The sequence below is a fragment of the Tepiditoga spiralis genome (assembly GCF_014701195.1).
Taxonomy (GTDB): domain Bacteria; phylum Thermotogota; class Thermotogae; order Petrotogales; family Petrotogaceae; genus Tepiditoga; species Tepiditoga spiralis.
Map to the genome: position 1 here is coordinate 1437845 of NZ_AP018712.1, position 25920 is coordinate 1463764.

A 25920-nucleotide genomic window follows, 5' to 3' on the forward strand; every position below is an offset into this window, starting at 1 on the left:
GCATTTTTATTTTATATATACAGATAAATTTATTATATCAGATGGATTTATACCAGGTATTCTACTTGCTTGACCTAAAGATATTGGTCTTACCTTTTTTAATTTTTCTCTTGCTTCAAATGCTAAATTATTTATTTCATCATAATTTATATTTTCTGGAATTTTTTCATTTTCTAATTTTTTAATCTTGTTTATTTCATCGATCATTTTTTTAAAATATCCTTCATACTTTAACTCTATTTCAACTTGTTCTACCAATTCTTTATCCTCAATTACTTCATTATCCAATTCTTTTAAATCTTCATACCTTATTTCTGGTCTTTTTAAAATATCTCCAAATTTTGTAGTTGCTTTTATTAAAGAAGAATTTTTTTGTTTTAATATTGGATTTATTTCTTCTTCTTTTAAATTTAATTTTTTTAATCTATCAACATTGTATTTTATTTTATTTTCTAAGTTCAATACTTTATTATAAAATTCTTCTGAGATTAATCCAAGTTTATATCCATATTTTGCAAGTCTTAAATGTGCGTTATCATGTCTTAATAATAATCTATATTCTGCTCTTGAAGTTAATAGTCTATAAGGTTCATCTACTCCTTTAGTAATTAAATCATCTATTAAAATTCCTATATATGATTCATTTCTACTCAAAATAAATGGATCTTTATTTTTTAATTTTAATACTGAATTAATACCAGCAATCAATCCTTGCCCAGCTGCTTCTTCATAACCACTTGTTCCATTTATTTGTCCAGCAAGATATAATCCTTCTATTTTTCTTGTTTCAAGAGTTGCTTTTAATTCTAAAGGATTTACATAATCATATTCAACTGCATATGCGGGTCTTTCTATTACGGCATTTTCTAATCCAGGAATACTTCTTATCATTTTTATTTGTGCTTCATAGGGTAAACTTGTACTTAAACCATTTATATAATATTCATCTGAATCTTTTGACTCTGGTTCAATAAATATTTGATGAGAGTTTTTTCCAAACTTCATAACCTTATCCTCAATTGATGGGCAATATCTTGGACCCTTACTCTCAATTAATTTTACATCTCCATAAAGTGGTGAAAATTCTATATAATTTCTTATAGTATCATGTGTATTTAAATTTGTTCTTGATAAGTAACAAGGATAATCATTACTCAATATCTTTGGTTCTGTAAAATAGGAAAAAGCCATGGGATCAGTTGATGTATTTTGAATTTCAAATTTTGAAAAATCTATACTATTTTTTCTAACTCGTGCAGGAGTTCCCGTTTTAAATCTTCCAATTTCAAGTCCTAATTCTCTTAAAGAATTACTTAAAGAATTACTTGGTAAATCACCCATTCTTCCTGCTTCAAATGTATTTCTACCAACAAAAATTTTACCTTTTAAATAAGTTCCAGTTGTTAATATAACTGCTTTTGCTCCATATTTTATTCCTAATTCAGTTTCAATACCAATTACTTTATTTTTATCAACTATTACTTTAGATGCAATTCCATATCTAAGCGTAAGATTTTTCGTGTTTTCAAGTATTTTTTTCATTTCTCTTGAATATTTGTATTTATCAATTTGTGCCCTTAAAGCTCTAACCGCAATTCCCTTACTTGTATTTAGCATTCTTATATTTATTGCTGCTTTATCTGTAACCTTTGCTTGAACTCCTCCAAGTACATCAATTTCTCTTGTAACAACACCTTTAGCTGGCCCTCCTATTGCTGGATTACAAGGTGCCCATCCAACTGTATCTAAATTTATATTTAAAAGAAGTGTTTTCATTCCAAGTTTTGCAGCAGCATGACCTGCTTCTATACCAGCATGACCTGCTCCTACCACTATAATGTCATAAATTTCATTAAAGTTCATTTTTTCCTCCCAACTATACTTTTTTTATTCCCTATATTATATAATTAAAAAAATTCATTGATATTACAATTAATTATCAGTGAAATTAATTGATATCATGAAAATTATTTATTTTATTATAGTATAATTTTAATATGAATAAAATTTTTTGAAGAAGGGGAAATTTTATGAAATTTGATTTTGATAAAGAAATAAAAAAATATGAACATGTTTCAAAAAAAGATTTTTATGAAAAAATAAGAGAGCAAATTTTTAAATGGGCTAAAAGGGATGGTAAAAAAAATAAATTATTAAATACAATTATGTTAGCGCCAGATTTGTTTTATGTGCTTTGGAAGCTATCTTTAGACAATAATGTTCCAATAAAACAAAAAGCTAAAGCAATTTTAGGTTTAACCTATTTTATACTTCCAGTAGACTTTATGCCAGAAAGTTTACTTGGTCCTATTGGATATTTAGATGATATTGTTGCTACCGTTTTAATTTTAAATAGCTTATTAAATGATGTTCCTCAAGAATTAATTGAAAAATATTGGCTTGGCGAAGAAAAAATTCTCCCAACAATTCAAAAAATTTTAAAGTCTGCCAATGAGTTAATAGGTTCAGGAATTTTTGATTTATTAAAAAAAATATTTAAATAGTGGGAGGTATTTTATGAATATATTTATTTTTTTAATTGTTTTTTTTGGCTTAGTATTGTTATTTAAATTTATTTCAAATAAATATTGAATTTTATTTCTAAAATTAAAATTATTATAATTATTTTTTATAAAAAAAATCCCAGTATTACTGGGACTATGTCTTTTTTATTTTTTAACCATTTAAAGAAGAGTTTTTACATAAAGTATTATATTCTATCACATTTTTCATATAACTCTGATTGTGAATACCATAATTTTTTGTAATATACCGAATTTTTTAATAATTCACTGTGCTCTCCCACATCAACTATTTTTTTATTATCCATAATTATTATTTTATTACAATACTTTATAGAAGCTAATCTATGTGTTATTATTATCGCTATTTTATTTTTGCTTATTTCTTCAAATTTTTCATATAATTCATTTTCAGAAATGGGATCAAGTGCTGCTGTTGGTTCATCAAGAACTATGATATCATAATTTTTAAAGATTCCTCTTGCTATAGCAACTTTTTGCCACTGCCCTCCAGAAAGTTCTGTACCTTCAAATTCCTTTGATAATACTGTATTTAATCCTTTAATAAACTTTTTATCTAAAGAATTTATACCAACAGAATTCAAAATATCTTCTATTTTATCTTCTTCATTTTTATTTTTAATATTACTAATAGCAATATTTTCTTTTAAAGTTATTTTATATCTATTAAATTTTTGAAATACAGCAGTTCCTTTATTCCTTATTGATTTTAATGATAACAATGATGAAGGAACTTCATTATAACATATTTCACCACTTGTTGGTTTGTACAATCCTAATATTAATTTTGAAAGAGTTGTTTTTCCTGCCCCATTTTTTCCAATAACTGCTATTCTATCTCCTTTTTTTATTTTTAAATTAATATTTTTAATTGCTTCTTTTCCCGTTGGATATGTAAAAGATACATTCTTTAATTCAATACTTTTTATTTCTTCAACAATATTTTTTAATCTTTTATTTTTTTTAGAATTCTCAATTAAATTTAAAAAATTTATATATTTTTTTACTTTTCCATATACTGCAATACTATCTCCCAATCTATATTCAAATATTTCTTCCATTAGTCCAAAAAGATTTGAAAGAGAGATATATACTGCTGCAAAAGTACCTATTGTAATTTCATTTTTCATAATTAAATATATAGTTAATCCAAGAACTCCAATATAACCAATAATAGTCATTAATTTTGATATTGAATCTATTTTATTTACTTTTTTTTGATAAATTAATCTCAAATTATGGTACTCATTGGATGTTTTATTAAAAAGTTTGAATATATAATTAATTGCATTTAGTGTTCTTGTTTCTTTTAAGTAATTTTTATTTTTTATGTATGAAGAATATATATTTTTTTTCCTTCTTAATGGAGCATGATTTTCTTCAAGTTTTTCATAATAACTTTTTTTTATTATTTGTGAAAATAATACTGGAAAAAATATAAACAACATACTTATTCCTAAAATAGGATTTAAAGAAACCAAATAAATTTCTATAAATAAATAGTATGGTAAGTATAAAAACAACAAATCCATAATTACATTTAAAACCCTACGTACAGATTTTGCTCCTACAATGGCAGAATTTACAAAATCTCTATTTTCAGAGTTGTTAAAAAAATTTGGTGATATTTTTGCAATTTTTAAGTTTAAATTTTTTAAAAGTGTTTTTAAGGTCATATCGTGATAATATTCCCCAAAGTATTCAGATATTCCACTTGATACTTCTGATATAATAATAAAAACCGTTAAATATATGAGTTCTACGATAATATTTTTCAAATTTTTATTGTTTATTCCAATAACACTATCAAAAACTTTTTGCATCTGATATGTTGTAAGCCCTAAGAATATTGCATCTAATACTGAAAAAAAATACTGTGAAAAAAATTTTATTGGTGATATTTTAATAATATCTACAAAAACATGAAAGATATTTATTTTTTTTTTATTCACCATACCATCTTCTTTGTTTTTCATACATTTTATAATAAACTCCTCTTTTATCTAATAGTTCATTATGAGTTCCTCTTTCAATAACTTCACCATTTGAAAAAACAAGCACTATATCTGTATATTTTACTCCTCCCAATCTGTGTGTAATTAAAATTTTCATTGATTTAAAAGGTACTGAAAAAAATTTTTCAAATATACTTCTTTCAGAAATAGGATCAAGTGCTGCTGTTGGTTCATCAAATATTTGTATTGGAGCGTTTCTATACAAAGCCCTTGCTATAGCAACTTTTTGCCATTGTCCTTCTGAAAGATTGTTCCCTTTACTTTCTATATAACCTAATACTGTTTTTTCTTTTTCAGGTAATTTTTCTATAACTTCTTTAACTTCACTTATTTTTATTACTTCGTCAAACAATTTATCATCACATTTTTTTATATCTTTCATTTTTATATTTTCTTCAAATGAAATGGAATACCTTACATAATCCTGATAAACAACAGAAAAATATTCATACCATTCTTCTAATGATAGATTTTTTTGATTTTTTCCATTTATTAGTATCTCACCTTCATAATCTTCATACAATCCAAGCATTAACTTTATAATTGTTGTTTTTCCTGCTCCATTTTCTCCGACAAAAGCATATGTTTTTCCTTTTTCTAATACAAAATTTAAATTTTTTAAAATCCATTTATTTGAATTTGGATACTTAAAAGATACATTTTTAAACTCTATTTTTTCTACATCTTTTTTGTTTATTTTTTTGATACTATTTTTTCTTCTCACTTCAGGAAATTTCATAAAATTCTCAAAATCTTTCATATAATTTATTCTTTTTATTATATCTTTTACTATATTAGAAAATGTCCATGACATTGGATGAATTAAATTAAATACTGCACCAGTAATACTTATAAACATACCTGAAGTTATTTTTCCAAAAGTTAGAATATAAAGTAAACTTGCTGAGATACCAAATGCTAACAATGACATTAAAAAACTTAACCCTTTTATTTTTGCAATATTTTTTAAAGTAATTTTTATATCAATTTTTCTTCCTTTTTCATATAAATTTTCAAATTCATTTGCTATTTCATTTCCATAATTAAATAATACTCTTTCATCAACCATTTCTTCGGAATTCAACATTGTATCATATACTTTTGCTCTTCTAAAAAACTTCATTGATTTTGTGTATGAATCATATTCTTTTTCTCCACTATAATATGCTACTACTGCCATAAATATTAGCAATATAAACACTATTGAACTAATTAATATACTACTCTCTAATATTATTATTGATATAGAAAATATTTCAACTATTATTTTAAAAAAAGAACTTATTTCTTCTAAAGCAGAAGTTATAGCATTTTCAGAATTTTCATAAATTCTTTCAATTAATTCATAATTTTCATGATTTTCAAGAACTTCATACTTTAATTTTGAACTTTTTTTTATAATGTCTCCTTCAAATTTAAAATCTACCCTTTTAGACAATCTTACATAAAGTTCTTTTGATATTAAATTTATTAAATAATTTATAAAAAATAACACAAAAAATAATATTGAAATATAAATAAAGTTAGAGTTTATAGTTTTAGTTTTTATAATAACTTGTGCAGCATCAATAAAATAAGCTACCACAAGTATTTTTATGGCTGGCGTCATATAATTAATTACTTCAATAATACTATATACACTAAATATCAGAGGCGCATTTTTTAAAGAATACAATATATATTTTATAATTAATTTTATTTTATTCATTATTTTTTCTCCTTCTAAAAATATGCTAAATGAATACTTAAAAATACATAGAAATAAAAAAATTTTTATATAATATTCATTAAGAATCTGATAAATAGACTTTTTTATTTCTATGCTTAGGAATTAATTTCATTAAATTACTGTAACCTACAGGTAACACCTGTAGGTTATAATGTACTAATTACAAAAAACACTACGACTCTTTCCGTTACATGTTCCTTTTCCACAGCCATCAATTTCTATAACTACTTTTGATACTTTTACAATAGGTTCTTTATAATCCATTTTTCTATCTCCTTTCAGAATCAATAATATATTTTAATGCTTTAGCATTTTGTTTATTTATTGATGAACAACCAAATAAATCATTATCTTCTGAATAAGCCAAACCAGGACATCTATTACAAATATTTTCAAGATCACAATTCTTACATTCTTCTAATTCTTTATTTGTTAAATTATATATAAATTTAAGATCTGAAGAATTATACCAAATATCCTTTAAAGATTGCTTTTTCAAATCACCAACTTTATATAAAAATGAATTACAAGGATAAACATTTTTATTTGAATCTATATATAAGCTATATCTTGTATTTGGACAAACATCATCTAAATTTTTTTTATCTTTTAAGTTTTTTCTGTTAACATTTATATTCAAGTTAAAATTTTTATTAAATTCTATTAAATCATTAAAATCTAAAGAATTATCTTTAGGAGAAGAATCTCCATTTATTTTTGACATTATTGTTGGATTTGGGGAATATAAAAAATCATTTATATTACAAAATTCTTGTAAATATTTATATGAATATTTATTTTGTTGCATTATAGGAGTTTTTATTTCTAAACTTATTCCTTTATTTTTCATTTTCATAATATTTGATAATATTTTTTTTAATGATCCTTTTACTCCTGTAATTTTGTCATTAATTTCTTCATTTAATGAAAATATTGTTGTGGAAAATTCAGTAATATATAATTTTGAAAGCTGTTCAATTTGAGAATCATTAATAAGTGTTGCATTACTTAATAATGTTACACGAAAACCCATTTCTCTCGCTTTTTTTATAATTTCCATAATATCAGGATGTAAAAAGATTTCTCCACCTGTTAATATTGTTTCTAATGTACCTAATTTTTTTAATTCTTCAAATAAATCAAGAATAAATGAATATTCTAGACCTTTATTATCATGTTTTGGAATATAACAATGTAAACATTTTAAATTACACAATGTCAAAAGTTCAATAGTTGCAATTAATGGAATTCTCCTTTTATAAGCGTTTTTTACAATCGTCTGAAAAGAAAAAGTATTATCAATTATCATCATATTACCTCAATAACTTCTTGAATAACAAGATCATTAATAAATTTTTTTAAATCTTTGCTAATAGTATCAGATGAAGTAGAATAAAATTTATTTTTTAATGTTTCTAATAATTTAGGAACGCTTTTTAAAATTACTAAATATTTCCAAAAATAAACCGCAACGCCTTCTAATAAAATATTAAATTTTGTCCTTTCGTCAATTATATAAACAAAATCATCATAATTTTGCCATGAAATCCATTTAGAAATTTTTATTTCTTTTTTTAATAAATCCTTATCCATATATTTCCTCCTCGTGTATAATGTTTTCATATAGTTAATAAAATTGATGAAAGTTTAAAAAAACATTCTAACTTTGAGTTATTATTAAACTATAGTGATTCTGTTTCTCACTCTAATTTGTATTTTTATTTGTGCACACAAATATTTTAATATTATAATTTTTATTTTAATTCGATAAATTAATTAATCGTTTTTCCTTTGCTTACATAAACATTATATCAAAAAAATCAACTATTTTTAGTGTACTAATTAATATTTTTACCTAAATATAATGTTTTTTTGATTAATTTATATCGTTTATTTTATTTTTTTGTGTTATTAATTTTATATTAACTATTAGTATTTGTGAATTTGAATTTTATATTTTTTATAATGTTATTATTAATCATTTTTATTATAAAAGTTTGTGAAATTCTGTTAAATATTTATTTTTTATAAATATTCTGATTTAATTTTTTATTATTGATGAAATATTAATATCAAAAATTTCGGTGTTTTATTTTTTCACTATTTCCCATCATTATTTTCACGCTTTTTATGAGTTTTTATAAAAATATAATCCCAGCACCCGCTGGGATTATATTTTTTCTATTTTGTATTCGTCTATGTTTCTTTTTTCTGAGTTTATGTTTATTCCTATTATATAAATTTCTTTTCCTTTGTATTTTTCATAGTACTTCATTTCTTTTATTTGATTTAAGGCTTTTTCTGCACTCTTGTCTATCTTTATTTCCATTATGTATATGACGTCTTCCTCTATTACTATATCGCTTCTTCCTAAGTTCGTTAACTCTTCTGCTGTTACGTTCAGTCCTGCTGATGCTAGTATTGTGTATATCAATGAATGATAGTAACTTTCTTCTTTTTTATGCAAGTTGTATGGGATTGCACTTATTATTCTTTTTATTTCTTTTATTATTCCTTCCATGTCTTTTTCTCTTATTGCTTTCCATATCGTTTTATTTATTTCTTTTATTTTTCCTCTTTCAAGTTCATAGTTCGCTTCTAATATTATCTTTGAAAAGCTATTCTTTACTTCTATATTTGGATAATCTAATAAATATTCATATTCCATTCCATATTGTTCTTTCCCTTTAAAGGTTAAGTATCCTGATTGTGTAAAGAATATACTTGCATTTGCTTCTTCTATTTCTCGTGTTGAAAAATCGAGTTCGCTCACTGGATACTTCACTAAGTCTTCATATCTTATCTTCTTCCCTTTTATGTATTCATATAAAAATGATGGCGATCCACTTTCAAACCAATAGTTTTGAAACTTTCTTTCATTAAAAAATCTTAATATTGAAAATGGATTGTATACACTACTTTCTCCATCAAATGAAAATCCATTGTAGTACATCTTTAAGTTTTTTAATAACTCTTTTTCTTTCATATTCATTTCAAGTGCTGTTTCTTTTATGTGTTCTTTAAAGTTTCTTTCTAACTCTTCTTGTGTGTATCCCAATATCTGCGCGTATTTTTTATTCAATGATATATCATTTAAGTTGTTCAATGCAGAAAATACTCCTGTTTTTGTGAACTTTGTTATTCCTGTCATGAATACAAACTTTATGTATTCATCATTTGATTTTATACTAACATAAAAATTTCTCAATATTTCTCTATACTTTTCTGCTTTTTCTTTATTGTTTATATTGTCTAATATTGGTTTTTCATATTCATCTACTAATATTACTACTCTTTCTTTTCTTGATAGTTCAAATATTAATTCATCAAAAGCATATTTATAATGGTCACTTTCTATTTTTATTCCATACTTTCTTGCTTCTCTTTTTATTATTCTCAATAATCCATCTTTTAATTCTTCTTCTGTATCATTTGTTGTATCCAATAAACTTATCCTTATTACTGGATACTCTTTGAACTCCCATTTGTCGTATATGTATGTTCCTTTAAATAAGTCTTTTTCTCCTTTAAATAGATAGTACAGTGTTGATATCGTTAAACTCTTTCCAAATCTTCTCGGCCTGGATAAAAAGATTGGCGCTTCTGAACTTATTAAATCTAATATATACTTTGTTTTATCTATATATGTATAATTACCTTCTTTTATTTTTTTATAGTCTTGTATTCCTATTGGTAGTTTTTTCATTTTTATCACCTCTAACTTTTATTATACCATATGCTTTTTATTAAATTCATTTTTTATTTTTGAATAGAATATTCAAAACAAAGACAATAATACTTATTGTTATTTTATGAAATTTTATCAAATGAACTTAAAAAAGTGCATATACTATACCAATTTTTTCATCTTTTTTATAAGTTTAAAATTTTATTTGCATTTATATTCACCAATGATTTCTGGTTTAAAAAAACAAAAAAATCCTCACTTTATATAAAGTGAGGATTGGGTTAGAGTTTAAAAGAAAACTTTTAACATAAAGCCTACATTATTTAATTTTTCCATAGCTTTTAATGTGTGATCTGAATTTTCTGCATATGCATAGTTTATTGAAAGTGTTGGTTCAAAGTTATCTATTCCTTTATAAGAAATTTTTGCAATTCCATTATAACCTGGTTCATACTTATCATTTATTTTTGAAAATGCAACTAAACCTAAACCTTCAAATGAAATGTTTGATATTTTTGCTTTTATATACATATCTCCACCAATTGATAATTTATCTTTAAATTCTTCATTTGGAAGGCCATTGAAAAATTCTGCTCCAATTGTTAAGTCTTCTCCTTGTGTATATTCTAATCCTGCTACTGTTTTTACATAAACATCATTGAAAATAGTAGCGTCAGCTGTATTTTTTACAAATTTTCCATCTTTATCTGGTGTTTCATAATTTAATTTTATTGTTGTTTTTTCTGGTACTACAACGGCACCTTCTGCATGATAACTTATAGAATCTATAAAGTTTGAAACACCTTGTAAATCAAATGTAAATGAGTTTCTATATGGTCTATAATTTGTTACTGTTGCAGAATCGGCATTTATTAATGATACATCTTCATTTATATTGAATGAATTTGCTTTTCCTTGACTTATTAAACCAGCTTGATAATTTACTGTTGCTCCAACAGTTGTATTCAATGCATTTGAATCAAAATAAATTTTTCCAAAGTTAACAGTTTCAGGAACTATGAAATGATAATGATCATGAACAAAACCTGCTCTTACATCGAATCCCATTATGTTTGTTGATAGAACAGAACCTGCATTCATATTTTCAAAAGCAAGTTTATCTACATCTTCATTTGAATATTCTTCATTGTTCATATTATATTTTGCATCTATATTTACGTTTATTGGTAATGAAGCTAATGGTTTTGTTGCATTATTTGCATTTAATGTATATAAAATACTTTCTTTCACTGTACTTGCTATTTCTTTTGAAAATTCTTCAGAAACAGTTGTATTGAATTCTGTTACTGTTTTTTCTGTAATTACTGGATAGTATAATGATGGAATATCATCGTATGTTTTTGGGGCAATAATTAAGTTTGCATTTATATCTCCAATATCTCCACTGATCATAGCACCATCTATTGCCATAGTTTTCATTGTTTCAAATGGATTTATCATATCTTTTTCAGCAATCAATACAGATGGACTATAAAAAGTTGAACTTCCACTTTGAGGTACGAATCTTCCTGCTCTTATTGTAAAATTATCTGTATATATATCTGCAAATGCTTCATTTATATTGTATAAAAAGTATGGTACTGCTGGAACACCATAGTTAGTTAAAGATGCAAATGGTTTTAATTCTTCTGGAATATTTGAAGTTACATTTAAATCCGATGGAATTTTACCTGCATTCAATGAAAAGAAATCCATTGAAAGTTTATAATAAATGTTTCCTGTATCATTTTCTAATACTATATTAGATTTAATTCCTTGAAATGATGTTGAAGCATCTTTTGAAATATCATAGCCATAAAGATATTCTAAGTCACCATTAAAACCAAACATAACAAGAACTGAAGTCAATACTAATATTAAAGATACTATTTTTTTCATATTCTTTTCCTCCTCATCTATATTTTAATACTGGTTTTGAAATACTCATTTTGTTAAAGAATTTTGCTGTAAATGGTAGATCAAAATCTACTGTTTTTATATCGAGTATTGTTGAATGTTTTGCTTTTAAATCTTTTAATTCTATATGAGTTGCAAGTACATGTCCATCAAAGTTTTTTATATTTGAAAATACCATTGTTTTTATATGTTCGTTTTTTAAATTATAAAATTCTACTTTCGTTATTAACATATTTTCTTTTTGAATTTCTGCAACTATTCTTCCATAATCAGAATCTTTATCTTCAGGAAGTATTTCAACTTTATACATTTTATCTTTTTCTTCTAACAAATTTGCTTTATAAGATCCAGATTGTTCATTATAAAGAAGAGATATATCACTGAACTTCAAATCAGAACCAACGAAATTACCATTTTTTGCTCCACCAGATATTCTTTTTGTTTTTCTGTATGCTGGCATATAAAGATAAATTTCATCATCTGATAAAGTTAAAAGAGTTATTCTTTTAACTTCTGATGGTTTATTAAATCTTACCATTGCTAATGTATCTTCACCTTTTTTCATTAAGTACATATCAAAAATTCTTTCTCTTGAGTTTCCATTTGCATCAACTAAGTTCATTGAAACTAATGATTTTTCATTTTTAAAGTTATCGTGTACATCTTTTACCTTGTCTAATACTTCTTTTCCTGTAATTGAAAACATAGATACTGCCAAAACTAATAATAATGATAGAGTTAAAACTACTTTTTTCATTTAAATTCCTCCTTATGCGTTTTCTTTTGCTTTTTTGTTTAAAATACTCTTTTTTGTTAATTTTCCTAAAACCTTGTCGCTAAGCATTGTCATAGCCATTGGGAATATTGTTAAGGTTAAAATTGGTGCTATTATCATTGCTACTGCTGTTAGTATTCCAAAATCTTTTAAAATTCCTATACTAGAAAAACCAAATGCCATAAATCCTAAAACTACTGCCAATGAATTTATTATTATTGCTCTACCAGCTGTTGCTGATGTTTTTACTGCAGATTCAAACTTATTACTACTCAATTTATATTCTTTTTTAAATCTTGTTATGTAATGAATTGTATAATCTATACCAGCACCTATTGTAATAGAAGCTATTGTTACCGTTGCTGCATTCAATGCAATTCCTGTTATTCCCATAAATCCAAAGTTTGCAATTATTGTTAAAGTAATAGGAATCAATGAGAATAATCCAAGAGTAACAGACTTCATCTGTAAAATAAATAATACAAATACTAAGATATAAGCAAGAATCATACTTTTCATTTGATTGTCAAAGATCATATCATTTACTTTATTTGCTATTACAGGTATACCTGTAATGTTGAATACTATTTTTCTATCTCCGCCAATTACTGGTACTTGTGTATCATTCACATATTGTGCTAATTCAATTAAATATTTTGAATTCAATTTTAAATTATCTTTTTCTAATTTTTTTATAGCAAGTTTTGCTCTCATTTGATCAACATTATCCATAACAAAATATTCAAAGTATTCATTTAAATCTTCATTAGAACTTTTTTTATTATAAACATTTTCAAAGGTTTGATAATCAATTTCATCTAATTCATTGATTTTCAAATAAGTATTGAACATATTGAATAAAGTTTTATTGTCTGTACTTTTTAGTAGTTCTTCATCACTCATATTTTTTATATTTACAAAATCATTTAATACTTTTTCATTATAAGTTCCTCTTCTTGATTCTATAAATTGTCTTATTTCATGATTATAAGCTTTTAAATGTTCATCATTGTTTGTATCAAAATCTTCTATTTTATAACTTTTTATTATTTGAGAGTTTATGAAATCTTTAATCTTCAATTCGGATTCTTTTACTTTACTAAAACTCTTTGTATTAACCATTATTTGAGAAATAGATTCATTTTCATCAGCTTTTAAAACTTTATCTATTCCTTCACTTCCTTCAATTAACATATAATTTTGTTCCAAAGCATCATTAGAACCTGGTATATATTCAACTCCAGTAAATCCTTCGGTTAATTTTGCCACAACGTCTCCAACGCTTGTAGATTGTGTAGCAATATCAAAGGTTTTTGCATAGTTTTCAAAATCTCTTATTGATCTATTAAAATAAAAATCTCTAAATGTATTTTTGCCTTTTGCTTTAAAGTCTAAAAATAAATAATCATTTCCACCAAAGTTATCTCTTAAAAAGTTTGAACTTTGAACGAACTCAGTATTTGGATTCAAATAATTTTCCATTTGTACATCTGTTTTAATATTTGGAATAAATAAAATCATAATAAAAATTATTACTCCAACTATTGAAAATGATAATACTCTATTGTGTACTAAAAATTCAGTTGTTTTTCTAAGCCATTTGCTTTCTCCTTCTTCATTCGAATTGTTTTTAGGAGAAGGCTGTATAATCATTAAAATTGCAGGAACTAAAAGTGTTGCACTTAATAAAGATATTGCTATACCTGTTGATGTAAATATTCCTAATTGCCAAACAGGTCTTAAATCTGCAGTTAAGAGGGATAAGAACCCAGCAATTGTTGTCAATGCACTTAAAACAACAGCACCACCAACGTGTTTTAAAGTTTCATTTACAGCATCAGCCTTTGAAATTCCTTTTTGCGCTTCTTCATAATATTTGTTTATTACGTGTATTGCATAAGCTGTTCCTATTCCAACAATTGCAATTGGTACAGCTGCAGTTGTTGTATTAAACATAACATTAAATAAAACCATAACTCCAACTGTCCAAATATCAGCAAGTAAAACAGACATTATTGGAAGTATAACTCCTGTTAAAGTTCTAAAACTTAAGAATAAAACAAATGCAACAAGTAAAGTAACTATTGGAACTAATTTTTCAATATTTTTCTTTACTAAGTTTTCAATTTCAATATCAGCAGTTGGTGTTCCTAAAAGATGATAATTTAATTTATTATTATCAAAAATCTTTCTTATATTTTTAGCTGCGAGTCTTGTATCTGCATTGTTTTTTAAACCAATTATAATCAAAGATGCTTTTCCATCACTCGAAACAAATTTTCCTTTTAACATGCTGTCATTTAAAAGTATTTCTTTCATCTTTTTTACATCATAATTTGAAAAGTTAAAAGAAGATTTTAAATTACCTACAGAAATATCTCCATCGTCCGTTGCATTTATTCTTGGCGCATTTACAACAGAAATAACATTATCTACACCTTCTGTATTTTTTAATTCTTCAGTTACTTTATCAATCAAATTCATATGTTTTGATACATCATCAAAACTAACTCCAGCAAGTATCAACGTATTCAAACCAAATTTTTCTGAAACATCATCATAAATTAACTTCTCGGGATCATTTTTAGGAACATAAGTTTTTATGTCATCTGAAACTTCTATTTTAGAAGCTTGATATCCAAAAAAAACTGTTAAAACTGCAAAAAGAGTAATGATTAAATAAGATGTTTTTTTGTTTAATCTCAACTCAACTACCTCCTTAAACTTTTTATCATTCGTTGGTGGCAAATGATAAATACTTTTTTATTTCATATATAATATAAACCTTTATTTTTTCATTTGTGTTTCAAAAAAAATAATTTTTAGTGGCAGTTTTTTAATACATAATTAATATGATACAATATAATTGAGGTGAGAGTTATGGGATTATTAATAAAACATTTAAAAAATGATGAAGATGCTGAATTGTTTTTAAAAAATGTAGGTTTATTAAAAACAAAAGAAAAATGTCCTTATTGTGGAAGTACTGAATATTATGTAATTAGAAGAAATCACTATAAGTGCAAAAGTTGTAGAAGAGAATGGAGTAAATATAAAGGGAGTATATTTGAAAATTTTAGAATAAAACCTCTAAAATTTTTAAAAATTTTAGAGGCATTATCAGAAGGGACTGTATTAAAAAAAATATCTAAGGATTTAAATGTTTCATATAATACAGTCTTAAAGGTAAGAAATTTAATACGAGAACATGTGCTAAAAAATATACTAAATGTAGATGAACTTGAAGAAAATATTTTTATTGGAGTAAATCATGTAAATCATAAAATAAAATTAGACTACTTAAAAACAATAGATTTCTCTTTAATTAAAGATAATAAAGTTGGAAAATTAGGAAGAATTTATTTTATTCATGATTATAAAAATTATGAACTTTTAATAGTAATATCAGAAAATACTATACCAGAATTAGATGAAAAATCTCGTGAATTAATATTATCAAAGTTAAAAAAAGAATTGAGAGTATTTGTTGATGATTTTACCAATAAAATTTCCAGTAGAAAACTTGTAAATAACAAAACTATATTGTACTCTATTTTTTTATCCTTATATATAAATGACAAAAATACTTTGCATGAAATAATATTTAGTGCTTTTCAAAATATAAAAAAGTAAATTAAATTATATTTAAATAATTAACCTCTATATTCTATAAATATATGGTATAATGATATGGGATTTTTAAAATGTGGAGGTGTGCCCTATGGAAGAAAAAAACGAATTTAATGAGTTATTAGAAAATAATAAAACACTAAACGAAGAAACAGCTCAAAAGAATAAAAAAATATTGATTTTTTCTGCAGCTGGAATTTTAATAGGAATAACTCTAATATTAATCTTAATTAATATATTTAGTGTTAAAAAGTATACACTTACAGTAAAGTACAACCTTTCGAAAATAAATGTAGAAGAAAGTTTTAATAGAGTTTTTATAAATCTTGAAGGAAAAAATAAAATATCTACAGAATTTAAATTGAATGAAGATATTAAATTATTAAATATACCTGAAGGTACATATAAAGTAAAATTTTTTATTACAGATGATAATAATATAAAGTATTATTATACGGAAAAAGAAGTAAATTTAAATGAAAATAAATCAATTGAATTAAACCCTATTAAAAGTACTATAAAATATGATATAAAAGAAGAATGGTTGAATAAAGATTTAAAAATAACTTTACCTGAAAATTTTGATAAATATTTAGTTTATGAATTGAAAAATGGAATTTATAAAAAAATAAACGAAAGTACAAAAAACGTTGTTTGGTTTAGAAATTTGGATAAAAATACTTCTTTAAAATTTTCTGTAATAAAAAATAATTATTTATATAAATACTCTGATGAGTTAAAAGTTAATGTAAATACAAAACCAAATAAACCAATTATTTTATCTCCTGAAAATGGAGAAGCCATAAAAGCTTCATCAAATTTTTTCTTTGTATGGAGTTGCAAAGATCCAAATGGAGATAAATTAAAATATGATTTATTTTTAACTACTAATGGAAAAGAAATACAAATTGCAAAAGATATTTCAAGTATAAACTTTCAATATAGTAATTTAAAGCCTGGAACTGATTATACATTAAAAATAATTGCCAGTGATGGTAATTTAACTAATTTTTCATCAATAAATTTTAGAACTCTTTTATCTCAAAAAAAATATACTTATATGTCAAAAGATAATAAATTATTAATATATTCTGTTTTGGATACTAAAAATCCAAAATTAATAAAAACTATAAATTTATCTGGAAAAGTTAGAACAATATCTGAAAATAATAATTATCTTTATATATTGAGGGAAAAATCTGGAATATCAATAATTGATTTTCATTCACCTATTAATGCTACTCTAAAAAAGAACTTAGAATTAATGGATATAGAATCATTAAAAGTAAATACAAAGTTTTTATTTACAAAGTTTAAAGATGGTAGGATATCAGTTTACTCATTAAAAAATCCTTATAAACCAGAATTTTTAGGTTTTACCGAAGAAAAGTATTATGGAACATTAAATCCAAAAATAACTTATATAAAAAGAGACATGAATATAAATGTTCCAATAATTTCTTCTGAATATCCTATAAGAATAGGTTTAAAAAATAAAGTTTATGTAAAAAATTATACACTAGTTGTTGGAAGTGAGAAAGCTAAATCAATTATAAATAATAATTATACAGAAGTTTTTGAAAATTTAAGATTTATTTTTTCAATGTATAAGACAAATGATTTTACAAACAAAGAAAAAATTCCTCTTATAAAAAATAGATTGATGAATGCTTTAAATGAAATGTTTAAACTTGATTCAAGTGAAGGTATAAAATCCATAAAATTAATAATTTCAAAAGTAGATTAAAAAAAACGACGCTTAGCGTCGTTTTTTTTAATGATGATGATGTTTTTCTTTTACTTCATATTCTTTATCTTCAATTTCATCTTTTAAATAAGCATTTACTAAATCTTTTATAGTTCCAGCAGCACCTCTATAAACTTCAATACCTAAACTATTAAAGAAGTCTATTGCTCTTCCACCAATTCCTCTTACAATCATAACATTTACATCGTTTTCTTTCATATAATTTGGTATATCTCCAGGTCCATGTTCTTCCATTGGATTTTTAATAACTTCAACTTCATAATTAGAACCATCAATTTTCACAAATCCAAAGTATGGAGCATGTCCAAAATGTTCACTTATTACTGAGTTTTCACCTTCGTTAGTTATTAAAGGTATTCCTAATTTTTTCACAATATTTCACCTCACTAAAAGAATTTATACCTTATTATACCATAACTATATATTTTTTTTATATAGCAAAAAACTTTATATAAATATAATTATAAGTAATTATATTTGATTAAAATAATAAATTTAGCATTATCTTTATTTTTTAAAAATTGACATATATATTTTTTTTATATATAATTTAAGTGTAGACTAAAATTTTATGGGAGGTGAAATGTTATGCCATTTAGAGATGGAACTGGACCAAATGGAACAGGAGTAAACTGTAGTACAAGATTTGAAAGGAGAGGTTTTGGTTCTGGATACGGTAGAGGTTTTGGTAGAAATGCTGGAACTGGATATGGTAGAGGCAGAGGTTTTGGAAGAGGTTTTAGAAATTATAACAATGCATCTGGATATGGAAGAGGTTTTGGATATAGATTTGAAACAGAAAAAGAATATCTTGAAGAAGAAAAAAAATATCTTGAAGAAGAATTAAAAAGAATCAATGAAAGATTAGAAAAATAAGGCGTTCTTAGAACGCCTTTTTTAGGAGGAAAAAATGAAAATTGCTGTATTAAGTGGAAAAGGTGGAACTGGAAAAACATTAGTTTCCACAAATTTTTCTAACGTTATTTCCAAAAGTAATACTGTACAACTTTTTGATTGTGATGTTGAAGAACCAAATTCTCATATATTTTTTGATATAAATTATACCAAAGAGAGAGAAGTAAAAACTTTAATACCAGTTGTAAACAATGATGTTTGTATTCATTGTGGAAAGTGTGCTCAAAGCTGCCAATTTGGCGCGATTTCTGCATTCCCAACAGGAACTGTTGTTTTTGAATCACTTTGTCATGGCTGTGGTACTTGTAAAGATGTTTGTCCGGTAAATGCTATAACAGAAAAAGAAAAGAGCATGGGAATAATAAGATTTGGAAAAGATAAAAATAAAGATATTTCTTTTGGTGAAGGAATTTTAAATATAGGGGAACCGTCTGGTGTAAGAGTTATAAGAGAGCTAAAGTTAAACTTTGAAAAAAGTGATTTTATAATTTTAGATTCTCCGCCTGGCGCTTCTTGCCCAGTTGTAGAAACATTAAGAGATATGGATTATGCTATCTTAGTTACTGAATCTACACCATTTGGATTGCATGACTTAAAAATAGCCCATGAAGTTGTAAATGAAATGAAAATTAAATGTGGAATAGTTATAAATAGATATGATGAAAAATTTAAAGATATAGAAGAATTTGCTTTAAAAAATAATATAGATATACTTGCTAAAATTCCTTTTGATAGGCAAATAGCTGTTGAATATTCAAATGGAACTTTAATAACTGATAAGTTTCCAAAGTATCATAGTTTATTTGAAGATATAGTAAAGAAGGTGGCAAAATGATTAAACAAATAGCTGTTGTAAGTGGAAAAGGTGGAACTGGTAAAACAACACTTACTGGTTCATTAAGTGTTCTATTTAAAAATCATGTTGCTGCTGATTGTGATGTTGATGCTTCAAATTTATCGTTAATATTAAATCCAAAAACAGAAAAAGTTTATGATTATTATGGTGGAAAAAAAGCTTTTATCAATCATGAAAAGTGTTCTGGTTGTGGAATATGTAAAAATGTTTGTAGATTTGAAGCTATATATAAAGAAAAAGATAAAAATTTATACTCCGTAGATCCTTTTGCTTGTGAAGGGTGTAATAGATGTGTTATAAACTGTCCTGAAAATGCAATAGAACTATTAGATAATAGAAGTGGAGAATATTATGTTTCACATTCAGATATAGCAGTTATACATGCAAACTTAGAACCGGGTGAAGAAACCTCAGGTGGACTCGTTGCAGAAGTTAGAAAAAAAGCAATTGAAATAGCAGAAAAAGAAGATAATAATTATATTTTAATAGATGGTGCACCAGGTATAGGATGCCCAGCAACATCTTCTATTGCTGGAGTAAATTATGTAATAATAGTAACTGAACCAACACAATCTGGTGTACACGATTTAAAAAGGATTGTAGATACGGTAAAACATTTCAAAAGAAATTTTTCAATAGTAATAAATAAATATGATATAAACAATAAAATAAGTAATGAAATCGAAAAATTTTCAAAAAGTGAAAATATAGAAATATTTGGGAAGATACCTTTTGATAAAACTGTTGTAAATGCTGTTGTAAATGGAGAACCAGTTGTAAAATATGATTGTCCTGCAACAGATGCAATAAAAGAAATATATAAAAAAATTTTAAAAGTATAGGAGTGATAACTATGAAAATAGGACTTTCAGCAAAATCATCTTCTGCAAATGCTATGGTTGACGATAGATTTGCAAGAGGTGCAGTTTATGTAATCTATGATACTGAAACAAAACAATATGAATTTATAACTCCAGAAGAACTTGGAGCTCATGGTGCTGGTCCAAAAGCTATTCAATTATTTGCAGAAAAAGGAGTAAAGGTTATTGTAGCTCCTGCACTTGGTCAAAATGCTTATGGTGCAGCTCAAGTTGCACAAATTGAAACTTATACACAAAAAAATGGAACAGTTGAAGAAAATATAAATGCTTATCTTAATGGAACTTTAGAAAAGATAACTACACCAAAAGGATGATAAGATTGAAAATTGTAATTGGATTAAATGAAAATGGATTTATAAATAAAGGTCATTTTGGTCATTCAAATGAATATATAATTTTTGAATATGAAAATGGAAATTTTACTGAAATAGAAAGAAGAATAAATCCTTTAGTAAAAGAACACAAACATGCAAAAGTTGAAGAAATATTAGAAATAGTTGGTGATTGTGAAGTGTGGGTTGCTAAAAATATGGGAAAGATGTCTATGTTAAAATTAAAAGAAAAAAACTACAAACCTATACTTGTTGATACCGATATCATAGAAAAAGCCTTAAATAAAATTAAGGAGATGTTATAATGCCTTGGATAAATGAAATAGAATGTTCAAAATGTTTAGCTTGTGTTAAAAGTTGTCCTGAAAATGCTATAAAAATAAAAGACAATGGATTCCCTTATATTGATCAAAATATCTGTATAAAATGTGGAAAATGTTTTGATGCATGTCCTAAAGAAGTTATAAGACCAAACTCTGAAAATCCATCTTTAAGATCTGGATCTGGAAGAGGTAGAGGAATGGGTCGTAATGCAAAAGGTTTTGGAAAAAATAATTTTTAAAAAATACATAAAAAAGAAATAAAAAAATAAAATATAATGAAAGATATTGAAACTAAACCTGCCATATGTATGGTATAATCTATATGGTGGGTTGTAAACAATAAAGTTATTAATTTCACATTTGGAGGTGTTTTTATGAAGTACGATATAGTAGTGATTGGTGGAAGTGCCGCAGGATTAATAGCAGCTATGTCTTCAAGAAAATTATACAAAGATAAAAAGATCTTAGTAATTAAAAAAACTGAAATGGAATTAGTACCTTGTGGAATTCCTTATACATTTAGTACACTTGGAACTGTTGAGAATGATGCAATGGGAATAGAAGCAAAGTTTAAAGCACAAAATGTTGATCTATTAATCGATGAAGTAATAGATGGAGATTCAAAAGTAAAAAAAGTTATAACAAAAGGTGGAAAAGAATTTGAATATGATAAATTAATAATAGCAACAGGTTCTACACCATTTGTTCCGCCTATTCCAGGACATGATTTAGAAAACACATTCAATGTACCTAAAAATGCTGAATACTTAAAAGAAATGAAAAAGAAATTAGAAGGATTAAAAGATGTTGTTATCCTTGGTGGTGGATTCATTGGTGTTGAAGTAGCTGATGAAATCAAAAAATCTGGAAAAAATGTTACCTTAATTGAAGCTTTACCTGATTTATTATACTTATCTTTTGATACAGAATTTGGAACAATAGCAAAAGAAGAACTTAAAAAAGATGGTATTAAAGTTTTAACCTCAATGAAAGCAAAAGAAATTGTAGGAAACGGAAAAGTAGAAAAAGTAATTCTTGAAAATGGAGAAGAAATAAAAGCAGATGCTGTCGTATTTTCAACAGGATATAGACCAAATGTATCTCTTGCAGAAAAATTCAATCTTCAATTAACAAAATATGGATTTATAAAAACAGATGCTTATATGAGAACAACAGAACCTGATATTTTTGCTGTTGGAGATTGTGCACAGCATACAGATATGTTTACAGGAAAATCAAGTAAATTAATGCTTGCTTCAGCTGCTGTTTATGATGCAAGAATTGCAGCTTCAAATCTTTGCTGTTTAAGAGCTATTAGAAGAAATAAAGGATCATTAAGCGTTTATTCAACTTTAATAGGCAGCATTGCTTTTGGTGCTGCTGGAGTAAATGAAAAAATAGCTAATCAAGAAGGATTTGTTGTTGATTCAGTTACTGTTGAAACTTTTGATAGACATCCTGGTAAATTTGCAGATGCTACTAAAACAAAGGTAAAATTAATCTTTAGTAAAGATAGTGGAATTGTACTTGGTGCTCAAATGGCTGGTGGTAAAGGTGTTGGTGAAATGATCAACGTTATCAGTCTTGCAATTCAAATGAATGCAACTGTAAATGATTTATTCAATATGCAAATAGGAACTCATCCATTATTAACAGCTGCTCCAACAACTTATCCGATACCTGCTGCTGCAGAATTAGCTTTAATTAAAATGAAAAAATAAATTAATCCCCTTCCATAGAAGGGGATTTTTTTGGAGGAATTTCCTATGATATATAAATATGTATATGGCCCTGTACCTTCAAGAAGAATGGGCATTTCTTTAGGAATTAGTCCAATTCCTAAAGGATATTGTAGTTATTCTTGTATTTATTGCCAACTTGGAAGAACAAAACATATGACTATTGAAAAACAAGAATTTTTCAAAGTAAATGATATAGTAAATGAATTAAAAAATTACTTAAAAGAAGATATAAGTTTTGATGTTATAACAATAGTTGGTGAAGGAGAACCTACACTATATTCAAAATTAGGAGAACTAATAAATAGTATAAAACAACTTACTAAAAAACCTGTGGCGTTAATTACAAATGGGTCTTTACTTTCAGATTATATGAAAAATGCTGATATTATTTTACCTTCTTTTGATGCTTTTGATGAAGAAAGCTTTAAAAAAATAAATAGACCTTTTCAAAAAATCAAATTCAATGAAATGTATGAAACTTTAAAAAATTTTTCAAAAAATTATACTGGTGAATTATGGATAGAATTAATGCTTGTAAAAGGTTTAAATGATTCAAAAGAACAGTTATTAAAAATGAAAGAATTATTAAAAGATATTAAATATGATAAATTATATATAAATGTACCAGTTAGGCCACCTGCAGAAGAATGGGTTAAAATTCCAGATGAAAAAAATATAAAGATGGCTGTTGAACTTTTAAATGGAATTTCTATAGATCAATTAATTTCAAATAATTTTTTTAGTGAGATAAAAGATGATTATGAGGCCATACTGAGTATAATTAAAAGACACCCTATGAATCAACATGAAATTCTTACTTTCTTAAAAACAAGAAACTGTAAAAAAATTGATGAAATATTATCAAAATTATTTAATGATGAAAAAATAGAATCAATATTTTATAAAGGGTATACAACTTTTAGAATAAAATAAATCAATTTGTTTTTTACTGTATATATACATTTTTAAATTAAATAAATTTTGAAATATTTTTTTCTTAAGGTATAATTTATAGAGGTGATTTAAATGAAGAAAGTACCATATGGACTTCAAAATTTTGAAGATTTAATATTAGAAAATTATTATTATGTAGATAAAACTAAGTATATAGAAGTACTTGAAAATATGCCGGAAAAATATATATCATTTTTAAGACCAAGAAAGTTTGGTAAGAGTTTGTGGCTTGACACTATGAGTAAATACTATGATGTTAAGTATTCAGACAAGTTTGATACTATCTTTAAAAACATGTACATACAAAAACATCCAACACCTAAAAAGAGTAGTTATCATATTTTAAAATTTAATTTTTCTGGATTGAATACAGATAGTAAAGAAGAGTTGAAATATGGATTTAAAAATAAGATTTTTAATAGTTTGAATTTTTTTATTAAACATTATAATTTAAAAATAAAATTAAATATAGATTTAAAAGAACCTGCTGATTTATTGAATAATTTTATAAATCAATACAAAGAACTAAATTTAAAAACAAAAATCTACTTATTAATAGACGAATACGATCACTTTGCAAATGAACTTTTGAGTTTTAAACTCGATGAATTCAAAAATATCGTCAGTAAAACAGGTTTTGTTAGAAAATTTTATGAAGTAATAAAAGAAGGAACAGAAAGCGTAATAGATAAACTATTCATAACGGGAGTAGCACCAATAACCTTAGATAGTTTAACTAGTGGATTCAACATCTCAAAAAATATGTCAACAACCTTAGAATTAAATGAAATGATGGGATTCACTGAAAGTGAAGTCAAAGATATTCTCAAAGAGTATCAAATAAATGATGATATTTTACAAGATATGAAGTTTAGCTACAATGGATACATGTTCAATGAACGTGCAAGTGAAAAGGTTTACAACAGCGATATGGTCTTATACTTCATTTCTGAATACAACAGAGAGAAGAGAAAACCAAAAGATGTAATAGATATGAACATAGCAAGTGATTATAAAAAGATTCAAAATTTATTTAAACTTGGTGAAATCGTTGGAATAAATAATATAGACAATGAAAAAGAAGCAATAGGAAACCTTTTAAATGAAATATTGATGACAGATAAAACAGAAATAGAAGAGTTGACAAGAGCCTTTAACCTTGAAAGAAAAATGAAAGTAGACGATGTTAAAACCTTACTCTTTTATTTAGGCTTTTTAACAATAGAATCAAAAGGATTTGTAATGAACTTAAAAATACCAAACTATTCAATAAAAAAGATATACTCAGAATACTTCTTAGAAATGATAGAAACAAGAGCAAAAAACTATATAGATACAGGAAAGATAAAGATAGCAATAAGAAAGTTGTTAGTAGATGGAAATATAAATTCGTTGGCAAGTGAAATAGAAAATGTATTAAAAAAACTATCAGACAGAGACTTTCAAAGCTTTAGTGAAAAGCACATAAAGATGCTACTGTTTAGTTATTTAATCTTAACCCCCTGGGCATACGTTAAAAGTGAGTATCCAGTAGAAGGAGGATACATAGACTTAGCAATGTTTAAAAGATATGAAGAAGTACCCTACAATGCAATAATAGAATTAAAATACATAAAAAAGAAAGACTATACAGAAAAAGTATATCAAGAAAAGATAAAAGAAGCAGTAAATCAAATAAAAAGATATGAAAAAACTATAAACAAAGAGTTCAATGGACCATTAAAAAAAGTAGTGATGGTTTTTGTTGGCAGAGAGTTAAAGTATCTTGATGAAGTTGATTAAAATATAAAATTTAAAACTATAACAATAAAAATGGTGATTTTAAATCACCATTTTTTATTGTTATTGGATT

22 protein-coding genes are annotated in these 25920 nt (G+C 25.1%); 12 read left to right on the forward strand and 10 right to left on the reverse strand.

From position 1 onward, the window contains the following. Positions 1 to 6: 6 nt before the first annotated feature. A complete protein-coding gene (gene mnmG, locus IGS63_RS06680; protein WP_190613546.1) occupies positions 7 to 1863 on the reverse strand; it encodes a tRNA uridine-5-carboxymethylaminomethyl(34) synthesis enzyme MnmG in 1857 nt (618 codons plus the stop codon). Between the two features lie 167 nt (positions 1864 to 2030). Here mnmG and IGS63_RS06685 point away from each other — a divergent pair, with 167 nt between their 5' ends. After that, entirely contained in the window at positions 2031 to 2504 is a 474-nt protein-coding gene (locus IGS63_RS06685; RefSeq protein ID WP_190613548.1) for a YkvA family protein, read from the forward strand. Between the two features lie 206 nt (positions 2505 to 2710). On the opposite strand, the gene IGS63_RS06690 is transcribed toward IGS63_RS06685, so the two are convergent. From IGS63_RS06690 to IGS63_RS06725, 8 genes are all read right to left on the reverse strand, one after another. Further along, on the reverse strand, positions 2711 to 4519 hold the full coding sequence (locus IGS63_RS06690; RefSeq protein ID WP_190613551.1) for an ABC transporter ATP-binding protein: 1809 nt from the start codon (positions 4517 to 4519) through the stop codon (positions 2711 to 2713). Beyond that, positions 4488 to 6266 (reverse strand): ABC transporter ATP-binding protein, encoded by a 1779-nt coding sequence (locus IGS63_RS06695; RefSeq protein WP_190613553.1) that lies wholly within the window; start codon positions 6264 to 6266, stop codon positions 4488 to 4490. The genes IGS63_RS06690 and IGS63_RS06695 overlap by 32 nt, the downstream gene beginning before the upstream one ends. Positions 6267 to 6555: 289 nt before the next feature. Next, a complete protein-coding gene (locus tag IGS63_RS06700; RefSeq protein ID WP_190613555.1) occupies positions 6556 to 7596 on the reverse strand; it encodes a radical SAM/SPASM domain-containing protein in 1041 nt (346 codons plus the stop codon). Continuing rightward, positions 7596 to 7880: a PqqD family peptide modification chaperone gene (locus IGS63_RS06705; protein ID WP_190613556.1), complete on the reverse strand. Its 285-nt coding sequence runs from the start codon at positions 7878 to 7880 to the stop codon at positions 7596 to 7598. Before IGS63_RS06705 ends, IGS63_RS06700 begins: the two co-directional genes overlap by 1 nt. Before the next feature lie 577 nt (positions 7881 to 8457). Continuing rightward, positions 8458 to 9993 (reverse strand): ATP-binding protein, encoded by a 1536-nt coding sequence (locus IGS63_RS06710; protein ID WP_190613558.1) that lies wholly within the window; start codon positions 9991 to 9993, stop codon positions 8458 to 8460. A gap of 270 nt (positions 9994 to 10263) precedes the next feature. Then, positions 10264 to 11874: a hypothetical protein gene (locus IGS63_RS06715; protein ID WP_190613561.1), complete on the reverse strand. Its 1611-nt coding sequence runs from the start codon at positions 11872 to 11874 to the stop codon at positions 10264 to 10266. A gap of 13 nt (positions 11875 to 11887) precedes the next feature. Continuing rightward, entirely contained in the window at positions 11888 to 12649 is a 762-nt protein-coding gene (locus tag IGS63_RS06720; protein ID WP_190613563.1) for an outer membrane lipoprotein-sorting protein, read from the reverse strand. A 12-nt stretch (positions 12650 to 12661) separates the two neighbouring features. Beyond that, positions 12662 to 15373, reverse strand: coding sequence for an efflux RND transporter permease subunit (locus tag IGS63_RS06725; RefSeq protein WP_190613564.1), 2712 nt, complete (start codon positions 15371 to 15373; stop codon positions 12662 to 12664). 174 nt (positions 15374 to 15547) lie between these two features. On the opposite strand from IGS63_RS06725, the gene IGS63_RS06730 reads away from it, so the two are divergent. Then, positions 15548 to 16300 (forward strand): transposase, encoded by a 753-nt coding sequence (locus tag IGS63_RS06730; protein WP_190613567.1) that lies wholly within the window; start codon positions 15548 to 15550, stop codon positions 16298 to 16300. A gap of 88 nt (positions 16301 to 16388) precedes the next feature. Beyond that, positions 16389 to 18044: an LVIVD repeat-containing protein gene (locus tag IGS63_RS06735; protein ID WP_190613569.1), complete on the forward strand. Its 1656-nt coding sequence runs from the start codon at positions 16389 to 16391 to the stop codon at positions 18042 to 18044. Between the two features lie 27 nt (positions 18045 to 18071). Here the strand turns inward: IGS63_RS06735 and IGS63_RS06740 are convergent, their stop codons facing one another. Further along, on the reverse strand, positions 18072 to 18437 hold the full coding sequence (locus tag IGS63_RS06740; protein WP_190613570.1) for a NifB/NifX family molybdenum-iron cluster-binding protein: 366 nt from the start codon (positions 18435 to 18437) through the stop codon (positions 18072 to 18074). A gap of 216 nt (positions 18438 to 18653) precedes the next feature. Between IGS63_RS06740 and IGS63_RS06745 the strand changes: the two genes are divergently transcribed. The 9 genes from IGS63_RS06745 (at position 18654) to IGS63_RS06785 (ending at position 25850) form a co-directional block, all read left to right on the forward strand. Then, complete coding sequence (locus IGS63_RS06745; protein ID WP_190613572.1) at positions 18654 to 18941, forward strand: DUF5320 family protein; 288 nt, start codon at positions 18654 to 18656, stop codon at positions 18939 to 18941. 34 nt (positions 18942 to 18975) lie between these two features. Beyond that, positions 18976 to 19815, forward strand: a complete 840-nt coding sequence (locus IGS63_RS06750; protein WP_190613574.1) for an ATP-binding protein — start codon at positions 18976 to 18978, stop codon at positions 19813 to 19815. Then, a complete protein-coding gene (locus IGS63_RS06755) occupies positions 19812 to 20678 on the forward strand; it encodes an ATP-binding protein (protein WP_232521157.1) in 867 nt (288 codons plus the stop codon). Before IGS63_RS06750 ends, IGS63_RS06755 begins: the two co-directional genes overlap by 4 nt. An 11-nt stretch (positions 20679 to 20689) precedes the next feature. Continuing rightward, entirely contained in the window at positions 20690 to 21031 is a 342-nt protein-coding gene (locus IGS63_RS06760; RefSeq protein ID WP_190613575.1) for a NifB/NifX family molybdenum-iron cluster-binding protein, read from the forward strand. 5 nt (positions 21032 to 21036) lie between these two features. Further along, the gene (locus IGS63_RS06765; protein WP_190613577.1) at positions 21037 to 21354 is read left to right on the forward strand and encodes a NifB/NifX family molybdenum-iron cluster-binding protein; all 318 of its coding nucleotides are present in this window, start codon (positions 21037 to 21039) and stop codon (positions 21352 to 21354) included. Further along, complete coding sequence (locus IGS63_RS06770; protein WP_190613579.1) at positions 21354 to 21611, forward strand: DUF362 domain-containing protein; 258 nt, start codon at positions 21354 to 21356, stop codon at positions 21609 to 21611. Before IGS63_RS06765 ends, IGS63_RS06770 begins: the two co-directional genes overlap by 1 nt. Positions 21612 to 21746: 135 nt before the next feature. Continuing rightward, positions 21747 to 23093, forward strand: a complete 1347-nt coding sequence (locus IGS63_RS06775) for an FAD-dependent oxidoreductase (protein WP_190613581.1) — start codon at positions 21747 to 21749, stop codon at positions 23091 to 23093. 45 nt (positions 23094 to 23138) lie between these two features. After that, positions 23139 to 24047 carry a radical SAM protein gene (locus IGS63_RS06780; RefSeq protein ID WP_190613583.1) on the forward strand — a complete coding sequence of 303 codons (909 nt, stop codon included), beginning with the start codon at positions 23139 to 23141 and terminating at the stop codon, positions 24045 to 24047. Positions 24048 to 24140: 93 nt separating this feature from the next. Further along, positions 24141 to 25850, forward strand: a complete 1710-nt coding sequence (locus tag IGS63_RS06785; RefSeq protein WP_190613585.1) for an AAA family ATPase — start codon at positions 24141 to 24143, stop codon at positions 25848 to 25850. Positions 25851 to 25920: the final 70 nt, after the last annotated feature.